The sequence below is a fragment of the Bartonella sp. AC70YNML genome, from assembly GCF_042196545.1.
Taxonomy (GTDB): Bacteria; Pseudomonadota; Alphaproteobacteria; order Rhizobiales; family Rhizobiaceae; genus Bartonella.
Genome location: NZ_JBHIQK010000048.1, coordinates 1 through 987 on the forward strand (window position 1 = coordinate 1; position 987 = coordinate 987).

The window sequence follows — 987 nt, forward strand, 5'->3', positions numbered from 1 at the left end:
ACCTAAGTGTTTTCAGCACGATATCTTGGCTTTGATAAAATCTTTGTGCCTCTCTTAATTGTTCAGAGAGTACTGAATCTTCTACATCGGTTTTTGTTTTCATGAAAAAAAGCAAATGCTGTAAAAAGCTTTATTGGTTAGATCTTATTTGAGGCATAGCTTTGTAGTTAGAGGCTACAATTTTTCTGTACAATTTACGTTTTTGTATTTCGATAAGAGTCTCTTCGTCATCGCTTAAATTTCTGACCATTTGTAGCTTTGTATATTCATTTTGGATCATGGCTGACATGGTCTTGATGCGTGTTTGCAGTTCGAAAACTTCTTTGAGATCTTTTGTTTTATTTATCTTATCTAAGAAATCGTTCATTTGTTTAAAGCGGTTCTCTGCGTCTTGGAAAGTTTGAAAACTTACAGCTTTTTCGACAATTCCACTATATTTAAGACGCGTATTAATTATTTCGCGCATTTTATAAAACGGCAACTGCTGGAAGCCGGCCCTTTTCTCTTCGAGAACAATCTCACTAAATCTTTTTTTAAATTCCCCAGTACCTATGGTTTGGTAGTTTGTCTGTGTTTTTGGGTAGATAGAAGACAAATCTTGTATGAAAGAATTCTTGTTTTCTCCTATTGTTGGTTTTTGTATCCTATTTCCTGTTATAGACTGATGAATTTTTTTCGCGTTTTCGATCTGGTTTTCATTTGTTTTAATTTGTTGTTCTAACAACTTAATAATTTCCAGTGAAAAAGGACTTTTAACAGTTGAACTTTGAGTCCCAGAACCCCAACTAAAGTTAGACGCTAGAGTTAAATTTATGATTCCCCAAAGGGTAATCATTCTTGTGATAATAAATCGCTTTTTCATCTGTCTCCTCGCTTGATTTCGGCAGGGATTGTTTTATTAATAGGCACGCGGTTCCTATCATTGGGCTGTTTTAGCTTTGGTGCTAATGCACAAGCCGATAAAAGGTTTGCAATCAAAATTATAAG

Annotated in this window: 2 protein-coding genes; both read right to left on the reverse strand. The window is 34.5% G+C overall.

Translation table 11 applies throughout. The features are described 5' to 3' along the window. Positions 1 to 130: 130 nt before the first annotated feature. On the reverse strand, positions 131 to 862 hold the full coding sequence (locus ACFIMU_RS08675; protein ID WP_375696148.1) for a type IV secretion system protein: 732 nt from the start codon (positions 860 to 862) through the stop codon (positions 131 to 133). Continuing rightward, complete coding sequence (locus tag ACFIMU_RS08680) at positions 859 to 984, reverse strand: TrwH protein (RefSeq protein WP_375607609.1); 126 nt, start codon at positions 982 to 984, stop codon at positions 859 to 861. The genes ACFIMU_RS08675 and ACFIMU_RS08680 overlap by 4 nt, the downstream gene beginning before the upstream one ends. Between the last annotated feature and the right edge of the window lie 3 nt (positions 985 to 987).

Excerpts from the sequence above, each read along its gene's own strand:
- ACFIMU_RS08675 (WP_375696148.1), bottom strand. The coding sequence starts at position 862 with ATGAAAAAGCGATTTATTATCACAAGAATGATTACCCTTTGGGGAATC.